The organism is Janthinobacterium sp. SUN026, from assembly GCF_030397625.1.
Classification (GTDB): Bacteria; Pseudomonadota; Gammaproteobacteria; order Burkholderiales; family Burkholderiaceae_D; genus Janthinobacterium; species Janthinobacterium kumbetense.
In genome coordinates this window covers 1,858,193-1,880,166 of record NZ_JAPQNU010000001.1, presented here as the reverse complement: position 1 = coordinate 1,880,166, position 21,974 = coordinate 1,858,193, and the positions used below count along the sequence as shown (strand labels likewise).

The following is a 21,974-nucleotide window of genomic DNA, read 5'->3' as shown; positions in this document are numbered from 1 at the left end:
CCAGATCAGGATGCGTCAATCAGGGCCGCGATGCGCTGGTTCAACTCCACATTTTCCGCCTGCAGCTGCGCCACCTTCTGTTTCAGGCTGGCGATCTCGCCGCGCAGGCGTTCCGTTTCGGACGGCGCCTGGGCCGCGTTCTCGGCCCACGGCTCGTTGCCCGTTTCCGGCGTGTCCTGCGATACATGCACCTTCGGCTCGCGCGGCGTGCGCGTGGCGGCGCGCTGTTCGCGGATTTCCTTGGCCGCCTGGCGCAGCAGTTTTTTACCGCCGGCGACGGCCGCCACCTGTTCTTCCGGCGGCAGGGATGCCACGGTGGCCGCCGCATTGATGGAAATCGTGCCCGAACGGACGGCTTCCACCAGTTCCGGCGACGCCGCCTTCTGGATCTTCTCGATCTGGCTGATCTGGTTGCTGCTCAATCTCGCCGCCTTGGCCACCTCTTCGCGCGTGCTCATGGCCGGCTTCGGCGCGTTTTCGCCATCCGGCGCATCCTGGGCGCTGACGGGCGCCGGGCTGCGCGCGGCGACGATTTCCTTCTTGCGCAGGGCCAGCACGCCGCGCTGGAAGTCCGACACGCTGCGGCGCGCCAGGTGATTGTCGATCATCCACAGCATGACATCGTCGAGCGAGGTAAAGCTGGTGTTCTGGATGGTCTTGAATTCGATGCCGTGCTGGCGGCAGATGGCGTAGCGGTTATGCCCGTCGATCAGCACGTCGTTCCACAGCACCAGCGCATCGCGGCAGCCTTCGGCCAGCAGGCTGCGCTCGAGCGCCGCGTACTCGCTGGCGGTGAGCGGGTCGATATACGACTGCAGCACCTGATTGATAGTGATATTCATGGTTGTCCTCAATATTGCGGCGCGATGGTCCGCGCCGGCACGAATGCTACACCATCCGCCGCCCATCCAGCTGATCGAGGTCCGCCATCGTCCGTCACAATGGAAAAAAGCGCATTTTCCCTTTCTTTCATAGACAACTGAACTTATCATTTGGCAATATTTAGCTACCCTTCCCCTTAATCGCGCCGGCTTGTGCATGAGCGCGCCCAAGACAAACAAGGAAATCAATGAAAAAGTTATACCGCGTCGCCATCGCTGCGCTGCTACTCAGCGGATGCGCCACCATGGAAGTCCGCGAGACGACCCGCACGATGGAGCGCATCGGCCATGATCCACAACTGAACATCGTTTCAAAGGTCACTGCTGGTGAAGCACTCTTGTCCACCTTCCAGTACACAAGCAAAACGGGGTATCAGATTTACGACGGGCGCGCCGTGTCCATCGGCGGAGGACGTGTTGCCGTCATCGAGGGCGACTTCCTGTACCGCGCCGATATTGAAGGCAAGCCCGCTTACTGCACCGAACGCCAGGTCTTCAACATGCTGCTGCCCGGGATGACCAGGAATGCCTGTTTTGCCGACCGCAACAATGATGGCCTGCTGGACCAGGTGATGGTCGCAAGCGATCTGATGTGGTTACACGAAGATGTCAATCCCGGCATCAAATTCGGCCCGGGAGTGGAAACCGCACCTATCGACAGGTCCATCAATTCGCAGTTGCTATACCAGGGCTACAGCAATCACACCTTGCGCATTGCCTACAGAGAATATGCGGGCGACCTGGCACGGCCGTCGTTTGCGCAAGACTTGTCGTTTGAGATCACCAGTTTTCCCGCGGAAGTCACCTTCCGGAAAATCCGGATCCAGATACGCAGCGCAGGAAATCAAGGTTTGGAATACCAGATCCTTGGCGGCTATTGACCCTTTTGAGCAAGCTGCGATCCGAGCAGATATAGCATGAAAAGAAAGTACGCCACCGCGATCATTTTTACCGTTGCCGCCATCGGCTTCACCTGGGTCAGCCCCTACGTCGCCATGTACCGCATCAGCATGGCGGCGAAATCCGTGCGCCTGGAAAACCTGGCGCAGCAGGCCGACCTGCCCGCCGTGCGCGCCAGCGTGGCGCGCCAGCTGCGGGCAGCCGGCGAAACGGCCAATGAGGACGATTTCAAGGAAATGCTCGACGCCATCGTCTCGCCGCCCGGCATCACGGTATTGATCCTGCATGGCAAGCACGGGGCGGACGGCAAGCGCCACGACTTCGGCATGGCGTACCGCTCATGGAACGAAGTGGTGCTGCGGCGCAGCGGCGGCGGGCCCGCCGCCAGCCAGTTTTTGCTGCGCCGCCATGGCATCTGGGACTGGAAACTGACGGACATCACCTTGCCGCCGGAATTACTTTAAAGAAACTTGATCTAAAACAACACTTACTTAAACCTCTATATTGATTTTGGGAAATATTATGTAGAATGCCAACACTTCAGGCGCACCGGGTCGCCAGGCATCCGAGAGATCGCACGATGAAAAGAATGATGCTTCTCGCTGTAGTGGCACTGGTCGCGCTGGCCGGCGTCTTCTATGGCAGCCCGTATTTCACCATGAACAAGATTCGCACGGCAACGATGGACGAGGATACCCAGGCCCTCGCTGCGCATATCGACCTGCCCCAGTTGCGCGGCAGCCTCGGGCAACAACTGCACACCCTGTTCTCGGCGCCCGAAGTGGCCGACGACATCAGTCCCGACGTCATCGACCCCTTGCTCGATACCATGCTGATGCCTGAGGGCATCGTCGCCTTGATGAAGCTCAATGACCGCTACGAAAAACCGCTCGCCAAGGTCAGCGACATCAGCGGCCGCAAGCGCAATACCAAGCCCGACTACAAACTGCGCTACACCTCCTGGGACAGCGTCGTGGTGCAGCGCGCCCACAGCAAAAGCCATATCGGCGAACTGACCCTGGCGCGCGACGGCCTGTGGCACTGGAAGCTGGTGTCGGTGGCCCTGCCGAAGAACTTGCTGGCCGATGCCTGAGGCGCCGGCGCAGCCCTGCTCCCGGGGCGATCAGCGCCGGTCCGTCACCCTGCCCGTCGTATCGGCAAACCAGCGGCTATGCGACACCACTTGCAGCGCGCCGGCAGCCACTTGCCCCGCCAGCCATGCCAGCAATTCATCGATGACCGCATACGAGGTCTGGTAGTCGGACGTTGGCGTCCTGACGATATCGTGGCCGTTGACAAACACAAAGCTGTCGTCGCCCACCGCCGTCTGGATCGCCGCCTGGACTTGCGCAAAGCTGGCGTCGTTTGTCAGGTTGACCGTGGAGGTGTTGAGGATGTAGGCATCCTTGTCGTTGCCAGTGAAAAACATCTGGTCAAAGCCGCGCTCGGCCGTATAACCGGCGCCGCGCGCCGACAGGAAACCGGCGGCGCGCATCGCGTTGATGGCCGTGTTCGTCCACAGCGATTCGACCCAAGCATGGTGCGATGGCCCATCGCCGCCGATACCGGCAGCGCGCATCTTGTCCCGCCCCACCTGCAGCGCAGTGACGTACTGGGCCGAACCCTGGACCGCCACATTGTCGTGCACGCTCTGGTGCAGGGTAAAGTCGAACAGGCGCGACGGATCGTCGAAGCGCACCTTCATGCGCTCGGCCGACATGTAGTCGGGCTGCCCCAGCAGGGACGTGACGATGGCAAACGAGGCCGGCAAATCATAGTATTTCAGCCGCTCCATCAGATACGTATCCCAGGAGGCATAACCATCGTCAAAAGACAAGATGACGGTGGGCAATTTACGCTTCGGCAACGCCGCAACCATGCCCAGCCAGATGGTTTCCGGCTGCGTCGTGGCGGCGGTCAGCTGCACGGTAAATTTCCCGCGCGACAGGTTTTGTGCCGTGGGCGTGCCCTCGCTATCGAGCGGCGTGGCCAGCTTGGGCACCCACCACTCATTGTTGACGAACATCAAGGTGTCGGCGGCGGCGGAACCGCCGTAATGCAAGGCATTCAGGAAGCCGGACCAGAAACTGCTGTAATCGCTGTTGCCCAGGTAAATCATGCCCCCCGTCTGCATGATGGCGGCATTCGTCGAGCGCAGCGCGAAGGAAAAGCGTTGCAAGTCCCAGTTGAACGGGATGCGCGGCTGGCCCTTGCCGGCAGCGCCTGTCGTGCCCACTTTCACGACGGTACCGGCAGGCAAGCCGGCTGGCAGGTCGATGCGCAAGGAGGGGTAGCCACCCTTGAACGACACGGCGGCATCGAGCGACACCATGCAGCCCGACGTCACATCGCTGTCCCAGAAGGACAGATCGTGCGTGGGCATGAATTCCAGCGGCGTATTGGTGACTGGCGGCGGGGGCATGGAAAAGCGGGGCGGGGCGTCAGGGTACTGGCTGGACATGGTGCGGCTTTCAAAAGTAGTGCGCGCGGCGCCGGCGGAACAAACGCTGCACGGCAGAAAAGGATCAATCAACATTGCCTTGCCAAGCTTTTTCGCCAGGAGTGCTTGTCAACTATATCACTTAATTGCCATTATGCAAATAAATAATGACGCCCGGTCATGCCTTCCGCTGCAGCCATGGCGCGGCCCGCGCGCCAGGCCGGCACGGCATCGCCCAAGCCCGCGCGGCACTGCTATCATCGAGCTTTGATTTCCATCGGAGGCTCCATGTCAGACTTGGTACAACACGCACTGGCCCATGCGGGCAAACCAGCCACCACGCCCTGGGTGGTGACCCTGATCAGCGGTGAAAAACTCACCGGCCCCATTTCCCCGCTCAGCGACGGCTGCTACGCCATCGGCCTTGGGCAAATCAAGTATTTTTCCAGCGACAAGGTCGCCTGCCTGAATGTGTCGGGCGCGGGCGCGTTTCCCATCTGAAGACCTTGGCAATGGACCACACGCCGAACCAGACGCAGGACGGCGCACGCCTGGCGGCGCAGCTGCAGGCGCTGGAAGCGGCGCTGCAAAGCCAGGCCGTGCGCGCCGACAGCGCCAGGCTGGCAGCGCTGCTAGCCGACGAGTTCGTCGAATTCGGCAGCTCGAGCAAGCTCTGGACACGCGCCGCGACCCTGGCGGACTTGCCGGCAGAAGATTTTTGTCCGCGCAGCATCAGCGATTTTCAAGCCCGCCTGCTGGCCGAGGATGTGGCCTTGGTGACCTACCGCTCGCAGCGCCACGCCAGCGGCGCCCTGCCCGCCAGCGCCAGCTTGCGCAGTTCGCTGTGGAAGTGGCGCGATGGCCGCTGGCAAATGATTTTTCACCAGGGCACGCCGATTCCCGGCTGATCAGCACAGGGGATGGCCGCCACCGGCACTATCCCCTGTCGCGCAGCAACAACACGCCCCTGCCGAAAAAAATCCGCGGCAGCTGTTGTATTTCCAGTGCCCGGGCGCGGGCCGCACGGCAACAGCCCTCCCTCTGTTTGCGTTTCCGCAGGAAACCGCCATCGCCATGCCAGGCCACTTTGCGCTCGCGCAAGCCTGCCGGCACTCCACTATGCACCCGCCAAATATTGACGACAAATACGATTTTATTCGCGTATTCAGTCGAAAAACATATGAATGAGCGCGCCTGAAAAATGGCATGAATACCAAAACTTTCCGTGCTAGCATGATTTTTCGTCCAGCTGGCCAGCGCCAGCTTGCAGCGCCCCAACAACCTTCACCGACAGGAGCCGTTTCATGATGACACCGCATGCCAGCACACGCGCCAGCACAATACGCCACACCCTGATTGCCCTGGCAATCACTGCCGCCTTCCCCCTGCAGGCGATGGCGCAGGACAGCGTCCCGCCGCCAGCCACCGACGCGCCTGCCACTCCGGTGGCGCAAGCCGGTCCTGGCCAGCTGGAAACGGTGATCGTGACGGCGCAGCGGCGCGCGGAAAACATCAAGGACGTGCCCATGTCCATCGCCACCCTGAAGGGCGACAAGCTCGACACCCTGACGGCCGGCGGCGCCGACATCCGCTTCCTCAACAGCCGTTCGCCCAGCGTCTCCGTCGAATCGGATTACGGCCGCACCTTTCCCCGTTTCTACATTCGCGGCCTGGGCAATACCGACTTCGACCTGAACGCCTCGCAACCGGTGGGCCTGGTGATGGACGACGTGGTGCAGGAAAACGCCATGCTGAAAGGTTTTCCCGTGTTTGACGTGGATCAGGTCGAGGTGCTGCGCGGCCCGCAAGGCACCTTGTTCGGCCGCAACTCGCCAGCCGGCGTGATCAAGTTCGACTCCGCCAAGCCCGTCTTCAAGACGGAAGGCTACCTGAGCGGCGGTTTCGGCAAGGATGGCATGAAGAACCTGGAAGGCGCCTTCAACGTGCCCGTCAGCGACACGGTGGCCCTGCGCTTTTCCGGCCAGACGCAGCGCCGCGACGACCGCGTGCACAACCCGCGCCCTACCGGCACGCGCGACTTCGAAGGCTATGAAGACAGCGCCGCCCGCCTGCAGGTACTGGTCAAGCCCACGCGCGATTTCACCGCCCTGTTCAACGTGCATGCGCGCAACCTCGACGGCACGGCCACTTTGTTCCGCGCCAACATCCTGAAACAGGGCACGAATGACCTGGTCGACAACTTCGATTACAACTCCTACCCGACCGATGGCATCAACCGCCAGCACCTGAAAACCAAGGGCGGCAGCATGCGCCTGAAATGGGACTTGCCCGGCGTCACCCTGCATTCGATTACCGGCTACGAAAAACTCGATTTCTTCAGCCGCGCCGACGTCGACGGCGGCTATGGCGCCGTGTACGCCCCGCCGATGGGCCCTGGCTTCATCCCCTTCGTCGTGGAAACGGCCGACGTGATCCCCAACCACAAGCAGATTTCGCAGGAATTCCGCGCCGAATCGTCTGCCCGCGGCCCGCTGCAATGGATAGGCGGCTTGTTCTACTTCAAGGAAGATATCCAGATCGACAGCATCAGCTTTGACAGCCTGGCGCCCGGCAATCCGCAAAACAGCGCCTACGCCACGCAAAACCAGAGCTCGAAGTCCTACGCGGCCTTCGGCTCGCTCAACTACACGGTCTCGGACGCCCTGAAACTGCGCGCCGGCCTGCGCTACACGAGCGACAAGAAGGATTTCTCGGCCAAGCGCGTGGAAGCGACCACGGCAGGCCCCTTCAACTTGCATGACACCTCGCACAACGTCAGCTGGGACTTGAGCGGCACCTATGTACTGACGCCGGAAACCAATGCCTACGCGCGCATCGCCACCGGCTACCGCGCGCCGTCGATGCAGGGCCGCCTGAACGGCCTGGCTGACCGCCCTTCGTTTGCCGGCGCCGAGAAAGCGCTGTCCGTCGAGGCGGGCATCAAGCAAGACCTGTTCGACAAGCGCGCGCGCCTCAGCGTGGCCGTGTTCCAGTACCGCGTCAAGGACAAGCAGCTGACGGCCGGCAGCGGCGCCGTCAACATGAACCAGCTGATCAATGCCGACAAGGCCACGGGCCGTGGCGTGGAACTCGATTTCCAGGCGAATCTCAGCGATTCGCTCAGCATGACCCTGGGCGGCAGCTACAACCACACGGAAATCCAGGACAAGAAACTGTTCGTGCAAAGCTGCGGCAATGCACAAAACAACCCCGCCAGCGGCTGCACCGTCACCGATCCCGTCGGTCCGTTCAAGGGTACGGCCTACATCGACGGCAACCCGCTGCCCCGCGCGCCGGAGTGGCAGACCAACTTCACCCTGAAATACAGCATTCCCCTCGCCAATGGCGAGTTCTACGCCTACACGGACTGGGCCTATCGCACCAGCTACAACTTCTTCCTGTATGAAGCGAAGGAATACAAGGCCAAGGAACTGCTGGAAGGCGGCTTGCGCGTCGGCTACAAATGGGACAAATACGAAATCTCCGCCTACGGCCGCAACATCACCAACCAGATCCAGTCGCTGGGCGCCATCGATTTTGACAACCTGACGGGCATCATCAACGAACCGCGCACGTACGGGGTGCAATTCAAGGCGACGTTCTGACGGCAGGCAGATAAAACCATGCTGTCCGGTGCAAACCGGACAGCATGGCTCAGGCACAAGATGGCATTATGGGCATCACCTGTGCTAGAATCTCGCCGCGCTGCCCGGATGGTGAAACTGGTAGACACTGGAGACTTAAAATCTCCCGCCTGTAAGGGCGTGCCGGTTCGATTCCGGCTCCGGGCACCAGCGCACAGAATTCAGAAACATCAAAAAAGCCATTTAACCCTATATAATCAACGGGTTAGTGGCTTTTTTTACGTCCGGAAATTCGACTTAATCCAGATTAAAACCGACAAAAACCAGTAGCGATTACGCCAAATTTACGCCATGATTACGCCTCAACGAGAGGGATGCATGGCTTCATTCAGGAAACGGGTTGGCGGTTGGCGGGCAGAGATCGCCATCCACGGCACTCGGGAATCTAAAACATTCAGCACCAAGGCCGAGGCTGCGGCTTGGGCGTCGGAACGCGAAACCGAAATCCGGCGCGGCGCCGACAATGGCATCGTCATCGGGAAAAGCTGCGGCGACGCATTCGACAGGTATCTGGAAGAAGTCTCGATCCACAAACGTGGCGAGCGATGGGAGCGGCTGCGCCTCAATGCCATCGGCGAAGTGGTCATTGGCCGCGAGAAAATTAGAGATATAAAACTGGCCAACGTGACGCCTGAACTGCTCGGCGCCTGGCGCGATCAGCGCATGACCGGGGAAAGCAAGGTCAGTGGCGCCACCGTGAATCGTGAGCTGAACTTGCTTTCCCACGTCTTTACAACTGCGCGCAAGGAATGGAAATGGCTTGCGGACAGTCCGACCAGCGACGTGCGCCGCCCCAAACCTGCCGCCGCACGCGAACGCATTCCAACCGATGATGAAATCGAGCGCCTGTGCAACGCACTTGGCTTTGCCGACGAGCCGGTGACGACGAAGAGCCAGGCCGTGGCGGTCGCCTATCTCTTTGCCATCGAGACGGCCATGCGGGCCGGGGAAATTTGCGGACTGATGCCTGCCTGGGTGGATGGCGCCGTCGCCCGCCTCCCCGCCGCTATCAATAAGAACGGCGTGCGGCGAGACGTGCCGCTATCGAAACGCGCGCTGGAACTACTGGCCCTGTTGCCGGATTCCGGCGAGGCGCCATTGTTCGGCATTTCGACTGCCTCGCTCGATGCCCTATTCCGCAAGGCGCGCGAACGGTCGTGCATCGAGGGACTGACCTTCCACGACAGCCGGCATGCAGCCATCACGCGATTGGCAAAAAAACTGAACGTGCTGGACCTGGCGCGCATGGTCGGCCACAGAGATTTGCGTATGCTCCAGGTCTATTACAACGAGAGCGCTGAAGATATGGCAGCCAAGCTCGGATAGGGGGCGGACATACGGGAAGAAGCTCCTGGCATGGGCGACTCTGGGGATGGTGAGCTTTCAACAGTTAAAGCAAAAAGGCCATCCAAAGACGGCCCTTTTTTGCTTTAACTCCTTTCAACTCAGCGAAGAAATCCTGCTAAGTTATGAACTCATGCCGACAAAGACTGCTCACACTTCAGCGCAAAGTTAAATCAATTTTTTTCGCCATTTCATCCAGCAGAACAAATTGTTGATTTTGCCCCCATCCCACCTTCCCCAAATACGCAATGGATTCTTGTGCATCTGGAGAAATAATTGATCGATGCCAATTAATTAATTCATCATAAATATCTCTATTTTCACGTGTTGAGTTTTGCTTATATACCCTACTCAGGTCTTTAATTCTACTTATAGCCAACTCATGCGAATCAAAACCTCGTTCAATTAAAGATTTGAAATATGCATTTCCATATTTTATTTTCAAAACAATTAAATATGCAAGCTTCTCAAAATCATACTCCAATGGCAATGAAAAAACAAATAGACTCACTGCTCTTTCAATTTCACGCAAACTCAAAGAAAATTGCCGAGCAAAGAAAGTAAATACACTTATAAATTCATGCATGTCGGGCTCATTAGGCAATCTATACTTATCAAATTCCGTCTTGCAAAAATCAAATAATGGGGCATTACTACGCCCAATCCAAGGAAGATCGAATGAAAAATTTAGAAATTTACCTAGGTATAAATGTGCATTAGTATTGTTTCCGTAAACACCTTTTATTGCATTTTCCAATTGATCCTTGTGAATTAAAAGTATAAAAATCAAATTCGGCACATCAAAAAAATGCTTTATCCTCTCTAAAACCTTAACCGAAAATATTGGATTACACCGATCCAATTCATCAATAAAAAATATTACCGGCTTATTGGTTGAATTATAAACATCAACAGTATAAGATCTAAGTATTTCCCGGAAACCTTCAAAAGATTCTTTTTCTTTTTCGTGTCTTTTAATCGCATCCTCTGCCCATTTTCCTGCAAAATCCCCACCCTCCTTTAATGCAGAGCTCACTTCCTCCATTACCTCCTCGGAGAAATTAGCAGAACCCGTAATCGCCTTACTTGCCAACCTGGCTATTGCCTTAGTCGCAGCAGGCAATAGTGCAGATGCAACAGCCCCTGCTTTTTTATGAAATTTCTGAATGGAACTTTTATCCTTAGATATAACTTTAGATATTTCAGAAGATAAAACTATGAATGGATCATCCACATAATCATTTTTAAACGCATCAAGATATATTACTTTAGTTCCATTATTTTCCAAATATTTTGAAAAATTTAAAGCGAAATATGTTTTTCCCTGCCCCCATTGAGCATTAATAGATAATACGGCACCGCCATTTAGACGATCCAAATAACCGGCCATTCTTACTGCTAAATTCTCAAAACCAAATTTATCATTTTCGAATGGGGCATCCCCAACCATTTCACTCCGCACGACTGACAAAGGATATTGCTGAAAATTCATAAAATCTCCCAAGCATAAAATATTACAAAAAAATAGATATGCAAAATTAGTGCGCTGCTGGCATATCAACCTCGCTTTTAGACATGCAGAGCTTTATTGCCATACCCACATTGAAAAATGGCTCTACGCTCACTGAAAAATTCAGGAATTCATAAGCATCAAGAATTGTGATGCCTGTTATCGAGGGTTAGATTCTCTCAATTTCCAGCACTGAACTGTTGAAAATTAAATAGTTCGCAAGAAGAAAAATGTCATTATTTATATTTTTTTAATGTTTTAACCTAGTAATGGAAAAACGACATATTTTAATAGCTATTTCTTTCATCGTGGTCACTAGAAACCTCAAGCGCTCGGGCTCGCGTTCATTTTTTCACACGCGGCGGAAGCGGATCAGCTACAGCCACCAGGCGCTCTGCCGGATACTGCTGGAACAAATCTGCTTCGGTCACGAGAGAGCCATCGAGCCAGCCATCATACTGGTCCGGGTCGAGAAGCATTACCATCCGTTCTTCATCATCCGGCTTGTGGAAGCGCTGCATGAGCGGATGCCCATCGACGTTTATCGTCAGCATCGAGAACGACAACAGCAAATCCTGCGGCCGGAACTCCCATATCCCGGCGATGGCGGCCGGCATCCCATCGGCACGCTCAATGCGCCAGCGAACAGGCTTTCCAGTCTCATAGCAAGGTTCGAAGAAATTATCGGCGGGGATAATGCAGAACTGTTTGCGCTTCCAGGTATTGCGGAAGGATGGCTTCTGCGCCACCGTTTCGGTGCGGGAGTTATAAGTCTGGCGCGCCAGTTTCATATCGGCCCAATGTGGCACCATCCCGAAACATGCCGGCGCGACTTCCAGCTCGCCGGGCACCTCGTGCGAGGCGCGAATGATCGGCGCCATGTATCCCGGCCAGGCTTCCGGCGGCAGGTCAAACTGGGGGGAGCGGACAGCGAAATGCTGTTCGATTTGATCGCTACGGCTGGGGGTATAGTCGGCGCACATGCAATTTATTCTACCTGCCTTCCGGCATTGGCGGCGGCTCCGTCCCGACAAAACACAGCCAGGACTGCGCATAGTCGCAAAATTGCATATCCACTTTGCTGCGCTCAAACCCTGACAACACCATGCGCCCGTCCCGATACCAGAGCAAATTCACATCGAACAGTGTGTCAACGTATTTGCCGCTCTCGCCGTAAGTGAAGCGGGCCAGCTTCACCAACCGGTGCAAGCCCTGGTCTGTCGTTTCAACGACTTCCAACGTGCCGGGCCGTGCCGAGTTGTAGCGGTCATGCAGCCGTCGCTTGGGCACCTCCACCCCAGCAAGGCGCATCTTTAACATTTTAACAATCGTCATGACACCCAAATAAAATACTGTACATACATACAGCATATCAAGAGTTCTTGAGGCCGCAATACGCGGCGATGATGCGTCGGCGTGAAGATGAATGATCATCAGCATAGAGACGCCATACATAGCCCAGAGCCGCGCCAGGACGCGGCGCAGCGCGAAAACAACACTGTTCCCACGTCGCAACACCACCCGCACGAAAAAGCCGTCAAAGTGCGTCAAAATGCGTCAAATCGCATGCCCCCTGTTCGCCCCGCCGCACCAGTCCTCATGCGCCTTCGGCCATGGTGTAAATTTGAGTCAAAAGACCCCTATATAGCGGGCAGGTGTGGAGGGGGGACAACTGCGCGCGCCGGGCCGAAATGGGGCTTTTTCTTGCCTCCGATGCAACATTGTTCATCGGGACGTGAAAAAGCCGCCTCGTGGGCGGCCTGTGCGGTGGCTGGGGCGCTCCGGCGCGGCTGGGCTGTCGCAGCCCTGCCCCGCCGACTATCGCGGCGTGACGATCATCCTGCGCGGCCGGCGCGGGCCTTGGCCACCTGCTCCTTGTCGTAGTCGTCGCGGCAGTCCACATTGCAGAACAGCAGCGCGAGCGCCAGTGCCTCGTCGCAGTAGTGGCAGCAGCCGTGCGCCACCAGGGCGGGCCGGCCGCGCACCGCGGCCAGGCCGCGCGCCACTTCCGCATAGATGATCTTGTCGGTGTTGTCGACGTGGTCGCTCATTGCGCACCCTCCCCGCCCGTGGCCAGGTCATACGGGGCGAAGCGCACCACTTCCACCCCGGCCCACTCGTTGATCGCTTCGAACTGCGCCTGCAGGGGCACCAGCTCATTGCGCGCAAAGACGCGCGCGGCAGGTTCCACGGCGCCGAAGCCGCCGGCATTGTTCGGCAGGATGCCCATCAGCTGGGGCGGCACGCGGTGCGCGGCCAGCTGGTCGTCGCGCGTCACGCTCTTGATGTTGAAAAACTCGTCTTTCGCGGCCACGTCCGACACCGGCAGAATCTGGATGCCGTCCTTCTTGCCGTTCGGCGCGTACATGAACAGGTTGCGGAAGTTGCCCGGCCCCTTGCTGTCGCGCATGGCCTGGCGCAGGTTACCGCCGCCGTCGAGGTCACACTGGAATTTGACGAGCTGCAGGGCATCAAGCTGGCCGACGCCGTGAAAAACCTGCTGTCGCGCTTCTCGAATAAATCCGGCGCCGACGCCGCGCAGTTCGCCGACATCAGCGAAGCCGTGCAGGAACTGGCCGGCCATGTCGTCACCGCCAACGACAACTACACGGGCGCCATGTCCCGCCTGGAAAAAACCGAAACGGCATTGAAGGCCACGCAGGACGAGCTGGCCGCCTTCAAGGCGCAAATGGACGAGGCGCCCGGCAACGGCCCGCGCCGCCCGGCCGCCACCGGCAACGACGGCGCCGTGCAGATCGAGTTTTAAGCGCCCGCGCCATCCACCAACACCCCATTCAACAACGGAGCAATGATTTATGAAAAAGCAAACGCGCCAGGTCTTTGGCCAGTATGAAACCCGCCTGGGCCAACTGAACGACACGGACAACGTGGCCAAGACCTTCAGCGTCACGCCCAACGTGCAGCAGAAGCTGGAAACGAAGATGCAGGAATCGAGCGAGTTCCTCTCAAAAGTCAACATCATCGGCGTGGCCGAGCAGGAAGGCGAAAAGCTGGGCCTGGGCGTGTCCGGCCCGATTGCCGGCCGCACCAACACCAAGGACAAGGAACGCAAGACGCGCGACCTGTCCACCCTGGACGGCACCAAGTACCGCTGCGAGCAAACCAACTTCGACACGCATTTGAACTATGCCAAGCTGGACGCCTGGGCCAAGTTCCCCGACTTCCAGTCGCGCGTGGCCAATGCCATCTTGACGCGCCAAGCGTTAGATCGCATCGTCATCGGCTTCAATGGCGTCAAAGCCATGGCCGACACCGATCTGGACGCCAACCCGCTGCTGCAGGACGTGAACAAGGGCTGGCTGCAACACCTGCGCGAGCTGGCTCCCGAGCGCGTGCTGGGCCTGGTCGCCGCAGGCATGCCGGGCAAAGTCATCATCGGCGACGCGGCCGATGCGGACTATGCCAACCTGGACGCGGCCGTCACCGATGCCGTCAACCTGCTGGACCCGTGGTATCAGGAAGACACCAACCTGGTGGCCATCGTCGGACGCAAGCTGCTGAACGACAAGTATTTCCCATTGGTCAACGCAAAGCAGGCGCCCACAGAAACCCTGGCGGCCGACATTATCATCAGCCAGAAACGCATCGGCGGCTTGCCGGCCGCGCGCGTGCCCTACTTCCCGGACAACGCCATCCTCATCACGCGTTTCGACAATCTGTCGATCTACTTCCAGGAAGGCGCGCGCCGCCGCCGCGTCGAGGACGTGCCCAAGCGCGACCGCATCGAAAATTACGAGTCGTCGAACGACGCCTATGTGATCGAAGACCTGGGCCTGGCCGCGCTGGTGGAAAACATCGAGCTGAAAGACAAGTGATGAGCAACCAGTCCCCTGCCCTGCGCCACCGCGCGCGCATGCTGGCCGAGCGTACGGCCGGCGCCGCCGCGCCGCAAGGCGTCACCACCGGCACGGCCTACGAAATGATGCTCTACAAGCTGACCGACGACCGGCGCCGCCTGAAATCCATCCAGTCCGTGGAACGCAAGATCGAGGTCAAGGCCACCTTGCTGCCGGATTACACGCAGTGGATCGACGGCGTTCTGGCCGGCGGCAAGGGCGCCCAGGATGACGTCTTTGCCACCTTGCTGGTGTGGCACATCGACACGGGCGAATACGCGCGCGCCCTGGTCATGGCCGAATACGCGCCGGCGCACAAATTCACCTTGCCCGACACCTACAGCCGCGACATCGCCACCCTGATGCTCGACGAGTTCGCCGAAGGCTATTTGCACGGCAAGCTGGCCAGCGACCCGCAGCATGCGGCCCAAGTGCTGGGCCAGGTGGAACAGTTGACGGCCGCCAGCGACGCGCCCGACCAGGCGCGGGCCAAGCTGCACAAGGCCATCGGCCTGGCCATGATCGCCGTGCTGGATCAGGCCGACGACACCGACATCGCCCCGGAACTGGAGGCGCAGGCGGAAACGGCCATGGCCCAGCTGAAACGCGCACGCGCCCTGTCGGATTCCTGCGGCGTCAAGAAAGATATGGAACGGCTGGAGCGGCGCCTCAAGCGCGCGGCCGGTTCCACGTAAAGAGCATCCCCCGCAGCACGGCGGCACGGGGGGATTCTGGCTAACGCATTGGCAACAATCTCGGCCTGATGAACCCCGTCCACCGCCCCATTTTTGAAAGCGTCCCGTATGTCCTTCATGGCCCTGCCCCCGTCCATCCCGCCCGGCACCGCCCCGGCGCCGCCAGCGCCGGCCGTAGGCATCATCGAAAACGACGGCTGGTTTCCCGATATCGCGCTGGCCGATATGCGCGACGCCATGCGGTTGGACGGCACCGTCACCGACGCGCGCCTGGTACAAGCCGTGGTCGATGCCATCCTGCAGGTCAACCGCGAGCTGGCCGACTGGCAGGGCATGCACGTCGCCGCAGGTATCGCCGCCCTGGTCGATGTGCCGGCCACGCGCATCAACCGCGAATCCCGCTTCCTGGCGCAGTACCGGCGCGCCGTCTACAGCACGGCGAAAGCCGATCTGATCGAGCGTTACCGCGACTACGACAGCACGGCCACCTCCGTCAGCGACAAGAAAAGCATGGAATGGCTGGACGAGGCGCCCGGCGCGCAGCGGCGCAACGCGCAATGGGCGATTGCCGATATCGTCGGGCGCACGCACCTGACCGTGGAATTGATCTGATGCAGGTACGCACGCAGCAGCACGACACGGTAGACGCCCTGGTGTGGCGCTACCTGGGCGACGGCGCGGGATACGTCGAGCACACCCTGGAAATGAATCCCACGCTGGCGCGCCACGGCGCCGTGCTGCCGGCCGGCCTGGTCGTCACCCTGCCCGAGCCGGCGCCCAGCACGGGCCAGCTTGCTGACATCGTGCAGCTATGGGATTAACGCAGCAATCCACCTTTTATCCATCATGAAAAATCTCTCACCCCTCACCCCGGAGAATCAAGCAATGTCCGCAGAATCGTTTGGTGGTTTCGCCACCCTGGTCAAACTGTACGGCTTCAAGGCGGCGCTGGGCATGGTCGGCGCCGCCATGCTGGCCGAGATACAGCACATGCCCGCCTATGCGGACGAGTTCTGGAAGCTGTATGCCGGCGAGAAGCTGCTGGCCGAATGGCGCACGCCCGAGGCCACGCAATGAGCGGCGACCTGCACACGCTGGAAGCCTGGGCCGGCGCCCTGCACACGCTGGAAGCCTGGGCCGGCGCCCTGCTGGCCAAGCTTCAGCCAGCCCAGCGCCGCGCCATCAATCACAAGGTGGCAATCGACCTGCGCCGCAGCCAGGCGCAGCGCATCAAGGCCCAGCAGGGACCGGACGGCGCGGCCTATCCGGCACGCAAGCGGCGCAAGGAATTCAAGGGGAAGAACGGGCGCATCAAGCGGCAGAAAGCGGCGATGTTCGCCAAGATTCGCACCACCAAACACCTGAAAGTAAGGGCGACCGGAAATCAGATCGAAGTCGGGTTCTTTGGCTGGGTGGCGCGCGTGGCGCATGTGCATCAATTTGGCCAGCCAGACCGCGTTACCAAAAAAGGGCCCGTCTACAAGTACCCGGAGCGGCCGTTTCTGGGTTTGAGTGAACCGGATCGGACGTTGATACGCGAATCGCTGCTGCGTCACATGGAAAAAAACTAAGATGCTTCAATGCAAACTTCAACTGACATCAGTTATCAAATGAGTTAGAGTTGTGTGATGCTAGTTATTTCAACCTCTCAACCAATTCTCAGAATAAAACTCACAATTAATTAAATATGAAATTTTCAGAAAAAACCACTAAATTTCGAGAATACGCGCTTTGGGCTGGAATAGGTCTTTCCGTAGCTATTTCCTTCCTTGTGATCTTAGCAATTTTTGATATATATGGAATGCGTGGAAAGGTAAAAGATATTCAGACATTCCTTGGTGGATTGGCGGTACTCGCTGCAAGTCTGTATTCTTTCTACGCAAGCTCAGCAGCCGCCGCAGAAACCTTTCGAAGGAACTCACAAGACGATGATGAGAAAAAAATAAATATAAGAATGAATATGATTCTTATTGCAGAAACACTAAGACAGCAAAGCCATGTCAGACTTTATGATTTAAATCAGCACACAAAAAAATATAAATTAAATAGAATTCACTTTAAACGTTATGCCGAACTTATCATCACCATACCTGAACATGCAGGGAAAATATGGGAAAACATTGAAATTATTCCACAAGATACGCAACTTCAATATTTGTGTTTAATAAACTTTACCACTATGTTAGAACAGGATCGTATTAGCGGAGTAGCATCATGTACTTTTTTGCGTGATGAGTATGCAAATCTCCTTGCCAGAACGGAAAAAACAGCAGAGAAAATGATAATTAATGAAAGTGTTTTTTCGAACATGGACTATTTAAACATCGAAAGCAACACAATCGATCCGACTAGAATTTCTGGAATTTTGGCAAACATCAATAATGCATCAATTTCTTTTCTAAAGCAAATGCAAGAATCCTGCGATTGGAATCCCGAGCGACCACCTTACCCGCCAAACTTTACAGCGCATGAATATAAGGCGCCTAGCAGTAAAAATTGAGAATAATGATATGAAATAAATCGGGTGCCCTCAACGCAATAAAAGCAAGTTAGTTACAAAGCCGTATATCAACCCGCCCCCGCGTGCATCCGCACGCGGACTTCGGCAACATGCATTGCATGAACGCCGACCTGTCCGACCTCACCCGCTTGCTACAAAACCTGATCCGCCTGGGCACCATCGCCGAGGTCAAAGGGGCCAAGGCGCGCGTGCGGCTTGGGCCGACGCTCACCACCGAGTGGCTGAAATGGGTCACGCCGCGCGCCGGCAATACGCGCACCTGGTCGGCGCCGACTGTCGGCGAACAAGTGATCGTCTTTTCCCCTGGCGGCGACCTGACACGCGGCATCATCCTGCCCGCTCTGTACTCGCAGGCGTTTGACGCGCCAGAAATCAGCGACACCATCTACACCACGCACTACCCTGACGGCACCGTGGTGCAATACGACCACGCGGCCCATGCCCTGACGGCCACCCTGCCCGGCGGCACGGCCACCATTGCGGCCGACAAGGTGACATCGAACGCGCCCAGCACCATCTGCACGGGCGACCTGATCGTCATGAAAAACCTGATCGTCAAGCAGTCCACCACCGTGGAAGGCGCAACTACCCTGAACGGTGGCGTGAACGCCAAGGCCGGCGCCGCTGGCAGCGTGGCCATGGCCGTGCAAGGGACTGTCAAAGCTACCGACGACGTGCTGGCCGGCGCCATCAGCCTGGCCAAGCACACGCACGGCGGCGTCAAAGCCGGCGGCGACCAGTCGGGCGGGCCGCAAGCATGATGGGCATGCACGCCGCCACCGGGCGCAGCCTGACGGGCCTGGACCACCTGTACCAGTCAGTCACCGACGTTATTACGACGCCTATGGGTTCGCGCATCCGGCGCCGCCGCTATGGTTCGGAAGTGCCCGAACTGATTGACCAGCCCCTGAACAGCGCGACGCAGTTGCGCATCTATGCCGCCACCGCCTTTGCCCTGCGCCGCTGGGAACCGCGTTTGCAACTGTCCAGCGTGCAGCTCACGCGCGACACGGACGGCGCCATCGCCCTGCTGCTCGATGGCACGGCGAATGGCCAGGGCATCACCCTGTCCGTGCCCGTCAAGCAAGGGAGCACTGTATGAGCACGTCCATCGACCTGACCCAATTGCCGGCGCCCAGCGTGGTTGAGGTGCTGGACTTCGAAGCCGTCCTGGCCACACGCAAAGCCCACCTGGTCAGCCTGCTGCCGGAAGGCGAGCGGGCGGCCGTCACGGCCCTGCTGGAGCTGGAATCGGAGCCGGCCACCAAGCTATTGGAAGAGAACAGCTATCAAGAAACCATCCTGCGCAACCGCGTCAACGAGGCCGGCAAGGCCGTCATGCTGGCGTTTGCCCTCGATGGCGACCTCGATCAGCTGGGTGCCAACGTCAACGTAGCGCGCCTGGTCATCACGCCAGCCAATCCCAACGCCCTGCCGCCCGTGGCCGCCGTCATGGAAGACAACGATGCCTACCGCCTGCGCATCCAGGAAGCGCCGGATGGCCTGTCCGTGGCCGGCCCGAAAGCCTCCTACGAATTCCACGCCCGCAGCAGCGACGGGCGCGTCAAGGACGCGAGCGCCACCAGCCCCGCGCCGGCGCACGTCATCGTCACGGTGCTGGCCAACAATGACACGGGCATCGCCGACGCCGCGCTGCTGGCCACGGTGGCGCGCGCGCTCAACGCCGAGGAAGTACGCCCCCTGGGCGACCGCTTGAGCGTGCAGGCCGCTCAGGTCATCGATTACCAAATCGAGGCCACCTTGTTTATCGGCGTCGGCCCGGAAGTACCGATTCTGCTGGACGCCGCTCGCGCCACCGCCGTGCGCGTGTCGCAGCCGCGCCGCCCGCTTGGCCACAGCATCTATCGATCCGCCTGCAGCTCCGCCGTCCACGTCGAGGGCGTGCGCAAGGTCGTGCTCACCAGCCCGGCCGCCGATATCGAACTGAACGCCACCCAGGCCGCGCGCTGCACCGCCATCAAGTTGAATGTCGTGGTGCTCGATGAATAAGACCGTGCCGACATTGCCGCCCAATACCACGGCGCTGGAACGCGCCATTGCCGTGGCCTGCGCCGAGCTGGTCAACGTGCCCGTGCCGCTGCGCGACCTGTGGAGCGCCGACCGCTGCCCGGTTGCCCTGCTGCCGTTTCTGGCATGGGCCTGTTCCGTCGACCGCTGGGATGACACCTGGCCCGAGTCGATCAAGCGCGGCGCCATCAAGGCGGCCTATTTCATCCACAAGCACAAGGGCACGATTGCCGCCGTGCGCCGCGTGGTCGAGTCCCTGGGCTACCTGATCCGCATCACCGAATGGTGGCAGACCACGCCGCCGGGCGTACCGGGCACCTTCCGCCTCGATGTGGGCGTGCTGGACTCGGGCATCACGGACGCCATGTTTCAGGAAATGGAACGCCTGATTGCCGACGCCAAGCCCGTCAGCCGCCACATGACCGGCCTGGCCATTTATCTGGAAAGTCGCGGCACGGTTTCCACCGGCATTGCCGCGTACCACGGTGACGTCATGACCGTCTATCCGTGGATCGCGGAAACCATCGAAGTGCGCGGCACGCTGTTGCAGGCCGGCGCATCCCATACCATCGACACCCTGACCATCTATCCATGAGCACATATTTCGCTATCCTGACGCACGTGGGCGAGGCCAAGCTGGCCAACGCCATCGCCCTGGGGCAAACCCTGAAACTAAAAAAAATGGCCGTGGGCGACGGCAACGGCACCCTGCCGACTCCCGACCGAGGACAAAAGGCGCTGGTGCGCGAGGTGCACCGCGCCGACCTGAACAAGTTGGACAAAGACCCGGACAACGCCAGCCAGATCATTGCCGAACAAGTATTGCCCGAGAACGTGGGCGGATGGTGGATGCGAGAACTTGGCATCTACGACGAAGCCGGCGACCTGTGCGCGGTGGCCAACTGCCCGCCCAGCTACAAGCCGCTGATGACCGAGGGCAGCGGCCGCATGCAAGTGGTGCGCATTGTGCTGATCGTCGCCAGCACGGCCGCCATCGAACTGAAAATCGATCCGTCCATCATCCTGGCCACGCGCCAGTATGTCGATGAACAGATCATTACCGTGCGCGCCTACAACGATGCGCAACTGGCCAAGCACCTGGCCGCCGCTGACCCGCACCCGCTGCTGGCCAAGGTCGCTTATGTCGATCAGCAGGACACCAGTGTGCGCGCCTATGGCGACCAGCAACTGGCCAAGCACCAGGCTGCTGCAGATCCGCATCCGCTGCTGGCGAAGGTCGCCTATGTCGATCAGCAAGACACCAGTGCACGCGCCTATGGCGATCAGCAACTGGCCAAGCACCAGGGCGCCGCCGATCCGCATCCGCTCCTGGCCAAGGTCGCCTATGTCGATCAGCAAGACAACAGCGCACGCGCCTATGGCGATCAGCAGCTGGCCAAGCACGCAGCGGCGGCCGATCCGCATCCGCAATACAGCATGAAGGAAGTGGCGACGCTGCCGAAGTTCGACGCGTCTAAAAAACTGGCCAATGCCGAGTTTGTGCAGCAATCGCAAGGCAATATTATTGGGCATGATGCTGTGGGAATGGACCGCAGCCTGACTCCTGATGATATCGGTAAAGCGCTGTACTTTTCGGCGCCAAACGTGATTTTTACATTGCCTAAGCCTCGCGATCTTGGTTTATCAACAAATTCAGGCAAGTGCATTCACTTCTTTGGCTTTGGTGGCAATACGGCAAAAATCGTCCCAGGAGCGGGTGCCAATATCAGCTTCATTGTGGGCGGCGTCCCTTTCATCGAATTGAAAACGGGGCAATACCTCACGCTCACTGCAGCGTCCGATGTTGTATGGCAAGTCATCGACTCCACCGCCGAGCTGTGGCGCAATGCCGACTTTGCGGCAATGGTGTCTTCGAGCGGTTACCAGAAACAACCCGGCGGCATGATCCTGCAATGGGGCGGCGGAGCGCAGACACCGGAATCTGGCTATGTCGACGTGATCTTTCCGATTCCGTTTCCAAACGCGTGTTTTCACGTCTTCACTGGATATGAAGGGCAAGGTGGAAGCGGGTCCAGTCTGCCCAGCAACATCAACGCCGGTATGAGGACAAAAACGGGCTTCCGCCTGTACACCTACAACGGGAATGCGCTTTCGGCCGGCATCACCCCATCCTATTTTGCGATTGGAAACTAA

Annotated in this window: 26 protein-coding genes, 1 tRNA gene and 1 pseudogene; 21 read left to right on the top strand and 7 right to left on the bottom strand. The window is 58.7% G+C overall.

Going from position 1 to position 21,974, the window contains the following annotated elements:
* Nucleotides 1-5: 5 nt before the first annotated feature.
* Nucleotides 6-842 carry a hypothetical protein gene (locus OX459_RS08645; RefSeq protein WP_289904623.1) on the bottom strand — a complete coding sequence of 279 codons (837 nt, stop codon included), beginning with the start codon at nt 840-842 and terminating at the stop codon, nt 6-8.
* 227 nt (nt 843-1,069) lie between these two features.
* Between OX459_RS08645 and OX459_RS08640 the strand changes: the two genes are divergently transcribed.
* The 3 genes from OX459_RS08640 to OX459_RS08630 all read left to right on the top strand — a co-directional run bounded on the left by OX459_RS08640 (nt 1,070) and on the right by OX459_RS08630 (nt 2,874).
* The gene (locus tag OX459_RS08640) at nt 1,070-1,762 is read left to right on the top strand and encodes a hypothetical protein (protein WP_289904622.1); all 693 of its coding nucleotides are present in this window, start codon (nt 1,070-1,072) and stop codon (nt 1,760-1,762) included.
* A 36-nt stretch (nt 1,763-1,798) separates the two neighbouring features.
* Entirely contained in the window at nt 1,799-2,245 is a 447-nt protein-coding gene (locus tag OX459_RS08635) for a DUF2939 domain-containing protein (protein WP_289904621.1), read from the top strand.
* A 125-nt stretch (nt 2,246-2,370) separates the two neighbouring features.
* Nucleotides 2,371-2,874 (top strand): DUF2939 domain-containing protein, encoded by a 504-nt coding sequence (locus OX459_RS08630; protein WP_180278753.1) that lies wholly within the window; start codon nt 2,371-2,373, stop codon nt 2,872-2,874.
* A gap of 30 nt (nt 2,875-2,904) precedes the next feature.
* On the opposite strand, the gene OX459_RS08625 is transcribed toward OX459_RS08630, so the two are convergent.
* Nucleotides 2,905-4,242 carry a polysaccharide deacetylase family protein gene (locus tag OX459_RS08625; protein ID WP_289904620.1) on the bottom strand — a complete coding sequence of 446 codons (1,338 nt, stop codon included), beginning with the start codon at nt 4,240-4,242 and terminating at the stop codon, nt 2,905-2,907.
* Between the two features lie 267 nt (nt 4,243-4,509).
* On the opposite strand from OX459_RS08625, the gene OX459_RS08620 reads away from it, so the two are divergent.
* The 5 genes from OX459_RS08620 (at nt 4,510) to OX459_RS08600 (ending at nt 9,191) form a co-directional block, all read left to right on the top strand.
* On the top strand, nt 4,510-4,722 hold the full coding sequence (locus OX459_RS08620) for a hypothetical protein (protein ID WP_010399127.1): 213 nt from the start codon (nt 4,510-4,512) through the stop codon (nt 4,720-4,722).
* Nucleotides 4,723-4,733: 11 nt separating this feature from the next.
* Nucleotides 4,734-5,129: a nuclear transport factor 2 family protein gene (locus OX459_RS08615; RefSeq protein WP_289904619.1), complete on the top strand. Its 396-nt coding sequence runs from the start codon at nt 4,734-4,736 to the stop codon at nt 5,127-5,129.
* A gap of 399 nt (nt 5,130-5,528) precedes the next feature.
* The gene (locus tag OX459_RS08610; RefSeq protein ID WP_289904836.1) at nt 5,529-7,826 is read left to right on the top strand and encodes a TonB-dependent receptor; all 2,298 of its coding nucleotides are present in this window, start codon (nt 5,529-5,531) and stop codon (nt 7,824-7,826) included.
* A 102-nt stretch (nt 7,827-7,928) separates the two neighbouring features.
* Nucleotides 7,929-8,015 (top strand) — tRNA-Leu (locus OX459_RS08605).
* A 168-nt stretch (nt 8,016-8,183) separates the two neighbouring features.
* A complete protein-coding gene (locus tag OX459_RS08600) occupies nt 8,184-9,191 on the top strand; it encodes a site-specific integrase (protein ID WP_289904618.1) in 1,008 nt (335 codons plus the stop codon).
* A 175-nt stretch (nt 9,192-9,366) separates the two neighbouring features.
* Here the strand turns inward: OX459_RS08600 and OX459_RS08595 are convergent, their stop codons facing one another.
* The 5 genes and pseudogenes from OX459_RS08595 to OX459_RS08575 all read right to left on the bottom strand — a co-directional run.
* Entirely contained in the window at nt 9,367-10,701 is a 1,335-nt protein-coding gene (locus tag OX459_RS08595; RefSeq protein ID WP_289904616.1) for a P-loop NTPase fold protein, read from the bottom strand.
* A gap of 362 nt (nt 10,702-11,063) precedes the next feature.
* Nucleotides 11,064-11,702, bottom strand: coding sequence for an SOS response-associated peptidase family protein (locus tag OX459_RS08590; protein ID WP_289904614.1), 639 nt, complete (start codon nt 11,700-11,702; stop codon nt 11,064-11,066).
* A gap of 10 nt (nt 11,703-11,712) precedes the next feature.
* Nucleotides 11,713-12,270, bottom strand: coding sequence for a hypothetical protein (locus OX459_RS08585; RefSeq protein WP_289904612.1), 558 nt, complete (start codon nt 12,268-12,270; stop codon nt 11,713-11,715).
* Nucleotides 12,271-12,554: 284 nt separating this feature from the next.
* On the bottom strand, nt 12,555-12,770 hold the full coding sequence (locus OX459_RS08580) for a hypothetical protein (RefSeq protein ID WP_289904611.1): 216 nt from the start codon (nt 12,768-12,770) through the stop codon (nt 12,555-12,557).
* Nucleotides 12,767-13,141, bottom strand: a pseudogene (locus tag OX459_RS08575) (capsid portal protein); the annotation flags it as partial. The pseudogene OX459_RS08575 and the gene OX459_RS08580, both read right to left, overlap by 4 nt.
* On the opposite strand from OX459_RS08575, the gene OX459_RS08570 reads away from it, so the two are divergent.
* From OX459_RS08570 to OX459_RS08510, 13 genes are all read left to right on the top strand, one after another.
* Nucleotides 13,052-13,486 carry a GPO family capsid scaffolding protein gene (locus OX459_RS08570; RefSeq protein ID WP_289904835.1) on the top strand — a complete coding sequence of 145 codons (435 nt, stop codon included), beginning with the start codon at nt 13,052-13,054 and terminating at the stop codon, nt 13,484-13,486. The pseudogene OX459_RS08575 and the gene OX459_RS08570 overlap by 90 nt on opposite strands.
* Nucleotides 13,487-13,535: 49 nt before the next feature.
* Complete coding sequence (locus OX459_RS08565; protein WP_289904609.1) at nt 13,536-14,555, top strand: phage major capsid protein, P2 family; 1,020 nt, start codon at nt 13,536-13,538, stop codon at nt 14,553-14,555.
* Nucleotides 14,555-15,271 carry a phage terminase small subunit gene (gene gpM / locus OX459_RS08560; RefSeq protein WP_289904607.1) on the top strand — a complete coding sequence of 239 codons (717 nt, stop codon included), beginning with the start codon at nt 14,555-14,557 and terminating at the stop codon, nt 15,269-15,271. The genes OX459_RS08565 and gpM overlap by 1 nt, the downstream gene beginning before the upstream one ends.
* 108 nt (nt 15,272-15,379) lie before the next feature.
* On the top strand, nt 15,380-15,883 hold the full coding sequence (locus tag OX459_RS08555) for a head completion/stabilization protein (RefSeq protein ID WP_289904606.1): 504 nt from the start codon (nt 15,380-15,382) through the stop codon (nt 15,881-15,883).
* On the top strand, nt 15,883-16,092 hold the full coding sequence (locus OX459_RS08550) for a tail protein X (RefSeq protein ID WP_289904604.1): 210 nt from the start codon (nt 15,883-15,885) through the stop codon (nt 16,090-16,092). The genes OX459_RS08555 and OX459_RS08550 overlap by 1 nt, the downstream gene beginning before the upstream one ends.
* Before the next feature lie 64 nt (nt 16,093-16,156).
* Nucleotides 16,157-16,348 carry a hypothetical protein gene (locus OX459_RS08545; protein ID WP_289904602.1) on the top strand — a complete coding sequence of 64 codons (192 nt, stop codon included), beginning with the start codon at nt 16,157-16,159 and terminating at the stop codon, nt 16,346-16,348.
* On the top strand, nt 16,345-16,842 hold the full coding sequence (locus OX459_RS08540; protein ID WP_289904601.1) for a phage virion morphogenesis protein: 498 nt from the start codon (nt 16,345-16,347) through the stop codon (nt 16,840-16,842). Before OX459_RS08545 ends, OX459_RS08540 begins: the two co-directional genes overlap by 4 nt.
* Before the next feature lie 116 nt (nt 16,843-16,958).
* On the top strand, nt 16,959-17,771 hold the full coding sequence (locus OX459_RS08535) for a hypothetical protein (protein ID WP_289904600.1): 813 nt from the start codon (nt 16,959-16,961) through the stop codon (nt 17,769-17,771).
* Between the two features lie 119 nt (nt 17,772-17,890).
* Complete coding sequence (locus tag OX459_RS08530) at nt 17,891-18,553, top strand: phage baseplate assembly protein V (protein WP_289904598.1); 663 nt, start codon at nt 17,891-17,893, stop codon at nt 18,551-18,553.
* Entirely contained in the window at nt 18,550-18,894 is a 345-nt protein-coding gene (locus OX459_RS08525) for a GPW/gp25 family protein (RefSeq protein WP_289904596.1), read from the top strand. The genes OX459_RS08530 and OX459_RS08525 overlap by 4 nt, the downstream gene beginning before the upstream one ends.
* Nucleotides 18,891-19,802, top strand: coding sequence for a baseplate J/gp47 family protein (locus tag OX459_RS08520; RefSeq protein ID WP_289904593.1), 912 nt, complete (start codon nt 18,891-18,893; stop codon nt 19,800-19,802). The genes OX459_RS08525 and OX459_RS08520 overlap by 4 nt, the downstream gene beginning before the upstream one ends.
* Nucleotides 19,795-20,415, top strand: a complete 621-nt coding sequence (locus OX459_RS08515) for a phage tail protein I (RefSeq protein WP_289904592.1) — start codon at nt 19,795-19,797, stop codon at nt 20,413-20,415. Before OX459_RS08520 ends, OX459_RS08515 begins: the two co-directional genes overlap by 8 nt.
* Complete coding sequence (locus OX459_RS08510) at nt 20,412-21,974, top strand: phage tail protein (protein WP_289904591.1); 1,563 nt, start codon at nt 20,412-20,414, stop codon at nt 21,972-21,974. Before OX459_RS08515 ends, OX459_RS08510 begins: the two co-directional genes overlap by 4 nt.